Source organism: Acidobacteriota bacterium (genome assembly GCA_012517875.1).
Taxonomy (GTDB): Bacteria; Acidobacteriota; JAAYUB01; order JAAYUB01; family JAAYUB01; genus JAAYUB01.
Genome location: JAAYUB010000039.1, coordinates 1 through 3,849, shown reverse-complemented (window position 1 = coordinate 3,849; position 3,849 = coordinate 1). Strand labels below are relative to the sequence as shown.

Annotated in this window: 4 protein-coding genes; 1 reads left to right on the top strand and 3 read right to left on the bottom strand. The window is 71.7% G+C overall.

Annotated features, from left to right (window positions below; genetic code table 11):
• Positions 1-518, bottom strand: a 518-nt coding sequence (locus tag GX414_05370) for an amino acid racemase (protein NLI46519.1), incomplete at its 3' end; no start/stop codon positions are given.
• Between the two features lie 16 nt (positions 519-534).
• On the bottom strand, positions 535-1,224 hold the full coding sequence (locus tag GX414_05365) for a class I SAM-dependent methyltransferase (GenBank protein ID NLI46518.1): 690 nt from the start codon (positions 1,222-1,224) through the stop codon (positions 535-537).
• Positions 1,225-1,395: 171 nt separating this feature from the next.
• Between GX414_05365 and GX414_05360 the strand changes: the two genes are divergently transcribed.
• Positions 1,396-2,370, top strand: a complete 975-nt coding sequence (locus GX414_05360) for a hypothetical protein (protein NLI46517.1) — start codon at positions 1,396-1,398, stop codon at positions 2,368-2,370.
• A 182-nt stretch (positions 2,371-2,552) separates the two neighbouring features.
• On the opposite strand, the gene GX414_05355 is transcribed toward GX414_05360, so the two are convergent.
• A partial coding sequence (locus GX414_05355; GenBank protein NLI46516.1) for an aldehyde dehydrogenase family protein occupies positions 2,553-3,849 on the bottom strand: 1,297 nt, incomplete at its 5' end.

Sequence of the window (3,849 nt, the reverse complement as noted above, 5' to 3'; positions counted from 1 at the left end):
TCGGGGCGAAAAACGCCCCGGACCATCTCGGTCATGATGGCGTCATCCATGAAGGCGCGGTCCGCCTCGACCGGCACGCGGGCGGCGATCCCGGCCGCCGCGAGCCGGTCTCGGTAGAAATCCTGCTCCATGGTGGCCCGAGTGCCCAGGAGCCCCACGGTGGCGAGGTCGGCGGCACGGACCGCCGCCGCCACCGCATCGGCGATGTGGATCACGGGGATGGCCACCGCGGCTTCCACCGGTTCGGCGAACAGGTGTAGCGTGTTGGCGCACAGGACCAGGCCGTCGGCGCCCGCCGCCTCCAGACGCCGGGCGGCCTCCACCACCAGCGGCCGGACGCGGCGCTGCGCCGGGTCGCCGGCCTTGAGGCGGGCGATCTCGCCGAAGTTGAATGAGTAGATGATGCACCGCGCCGCCTCCACGCCGCCGAGGCGCGCGTTCACCCCCTCGTTGAGCAGGCGGTAGTATTCCAGCGTGGACACCCAGCCGGTGCCGCCGATGAATCCGATGGTCTTCATGCGAGGCCTCCCCGAGTCAGGCTGTCCCGGTCTTCTCGAGCACGGTGAACCGGACGATGGACCGGTAGCGGAACGCATCGAATGCCACGCCGGCGGCGGCGGCGCGCGCGACGGTCACCGCTCGCGCCCGGGCGAGAATCTCGCGGCGGCGCTCCTCCTCCGGAACGAGGACAGCCATGAGCCGTTCGTAATCCAGGAACGAGCGCTCCAGGTAGAAGAGATCTTCCGCTGCCCGCCGCAATCCGGCGCGGGGGACGGCGCGGAGCGCCGCGACCGCCAGCCGCAGCACCCTGGTTTCATCCTCGTACAGATGGGTGATGTCGGTGTAAGCGCCCGACCGCTTCACCGGCTCGAGGAACACCGCCCGCCCGGCGGGCCTGAGCACGCGCGCGGCCTCGCGGATGGCGTCGGCCATCCGCGCCGGCGCCACGTGGTGCAGGCTGGCGGCGAACACCACCCGGTCGGCGGAGGCGGGGGCCAGCGGGATCGCTTCGCCCAATCCCGCCACGTAACGCTCCGCGCCGCCGCGCGGCGCCGCGGCGGCCCGGGCCAGCAGGGCGGGGACGTCGAGCCCCACCACGCGGGACCCCTGGCCGGCGAACCAGCGTACCAGGTCGCCGGCGCCGCAGCCGACATCGACCACCGTCCGACTGTCGAAGGGCCCCTCGTCCGCCAGCAGCTGATCCAGGGATCGGATGAATTCCATGGTCACTGTATACGTGGAATGCAACCGGTTGTATCGGCGGTGGTGCCTGCGAAAAGCCGGCCAAAGGCGGCGGGGATCCGCCATTCCGGTCTTGATCCGAACCATTGCCGGGCTTATGCTGGCGATGTCCCGCCGGCATCATTGCACCCGGCGGTGGTTCAGGGAGGCGCGATGGCCCGGCGCAAGCTGGCGGTGGTGCTCGGTGGCGGGGCGGCCCGGGGGCTGGCCCACATCGGCGTGCTGCAGGTGCTGGAGGAGGTCCGGCTGCGGCCGGACCTGGTGGTGGGCACCAGCATCGGCGCCCTGGTGGGGGCCATGTACGCCCATCACGGGACGGCCGGAGACGTGCTGGCGCAGGTGCGCCGGTATCTCGATTCCCCGAGCTATGACTCCAAGACCTACCACCGGTTCATGCGCATCGAGCCGGGGGCGGCCGACGGCCTGCTGGCCCAGCTCCGCCAGTTTATCCTCAAGGGGATGGCCATCGGCAAAACCCTGGTCAGCCGGTCGCTGGTGTCCGAGGAGGAGTACGCCCACGCCATCGCCGAGCTGCTGCCCGACGTCCGCATCGAGGAGCTGCAAATCCCGTTCGCCTGCATGGCCGGCGATCTGAATACCGGCGAGGCGGTGCTCATCACCGGCGGACCGGTCCGCCGGGCGGTCATGGCCAGTTGCGCCGTGCCGGGGCTGTACAGCCCGGTGGCGGACGGCGAGCGGCTGCTCGTCGACGGCGGCTGGGTGGACAAGACGCCGGTCAGCGGCGCATGGGCGCTGGGGGCGGACCTGGCGCTGGCGGTGCGGGTGTCCCGAGAGCCGCCGCCCACGGTGGCCTGGCAGCATGGCTTGGACATCATCCTGCGGGCCGACGGCATCGCCACCCGCCGGTTGGAGGATCTGCAGAGCGCCACGGCAGACCTGTGCCTGAATCCGGATTTGGAGGGGATTCACTGGCTGGCGTTCCAGTCCCTGGACGATGCGGTGGCGCGCGGCGTACGCTGCGCCCGCGCGGCTTTGCCGGAGATCGAACGGTTGCGCCGTGAGACTGGCTGGTTTCGGTCGCTGTTGAGGAGCTCGCCGGCCCGGCGGCGCGCGCCATTGCCTTTGCCTCCCCGGATCATCACCGTCGGGGAAGCGCCGGCGCCCTGATGTGAGTCGGTGAATCGGGAGACGAGAAACGGGAGACGGAAGCCGGGAAACGGGAGAGGCATTCCGATCAACTCTCAACGATCAACTACCAACTGACGACGAACCGCCAACTTTCGAACCTGTGAACGCTTGATGACGATCACGATGATGAATGACGAGCCCGAACCCTCAACTCTCGTAATTTACCCCCGCCCCTCGTCCCGGAGCACCAGCATCCGCTCCTCGGTCATCTCCAGGTACGCCCACGCCGGGCCCTCGCGGCCGAGGCCCGAGTCTTTGACGCCGCCGTACGGCATGGGATCGGATCGCCAGGTGGGCATGTCGCCCTGGATGACCGCACCCACCTCGAGCACGTCCCAGGCGCGGCGGATCTTGGCGAGGTCCCGGGTGAAGATGCCTGCCTGCAGCCCGTAGCGCGAGGCGTTCACGCCTGCCAGCGCGTCCTCATAATCGTCGTACGGCCAGAGCGCCGCCACGGGTCCGAACACCTCGTCGGCCGCCAGTGGTTCCGCAGCCGGGACGTTCTCAAGGAGCGTCGGCGCGATCACCGTGCCCTGCCGGGTGCCGCCGCAGAGCAGCCGGGCGCCGGCGGCGCGCGCCGAGGCGATCCAGGCCATGATCCGGTCGGCGTTGGCGGCGTCGATCACGGGCCCGCAGACAGTGGCCGCATCGGCGGGATCCCCCGCCGCGACGGTCCGGGTCGCATCGATAAGGAGACGTCTGAACTGCGGGTAGATCCGGGCCTGGACGAAGACGCGCTGGACGCTGATGCACGACTGGCCGGCGTAGGCGAACGCACCCGATACCAGCCGGGCGGCCACGGCCGCCAGTTCCCCGGCGTCCGGTTCCACCACCGCGGCGGCATTGCCGCCGAGCTCCAGCGCCACCCGTCGAGCCGCCGCGCGGCGCTTCAACGCCCAGCCCACCGCCGCCGAGCCGGTGAAGGTGAGGAGGGCGAAGCGGGGATCATCCACCAGCGGGTCCATGTCGGCTGCGGCGGCGGGCAGCACGGATAGCCCTGCCGGCGGCAGTCCGGCGGCGAGCAGCGCCTCACCCACCAGCAACGCCGGGGTGGGTGTCTGGCTGGCCGGCTTGAGCACCACCGGGCAGCCGGCGGCCACCGCCGGCGCCAGCTTGTGCGCCACCAGGTTCAGCGGGAAGTTGAAGGGGGTGACGGCCAGGACGGGGCCCGCGGGCACGCGTCGCATCAGGGCCAGCCGTCCGGCGCCGCTGGCGAAACCGCCGAGGTCGCGGGCGGCCGTCTCAGGATGGCGGGCCACCTGGGCAGCGGCCCGGAAGGTGTCGCCCGCCCGGTCCACCTCGGCACGGGCCAGCGCCAGCGGCTTGCCCGCCTGGGCCACCAGCGTCCGGGCCGCCGGGTCGCGGTGCGCGCGCAGCCACTCGCCGGCGCCTTCCAGGATGTGGGCGCGGCGCTCCGGCGTCAGGGCGGCCATCGCCGGCGCGGCGGCCGCCGCCGCG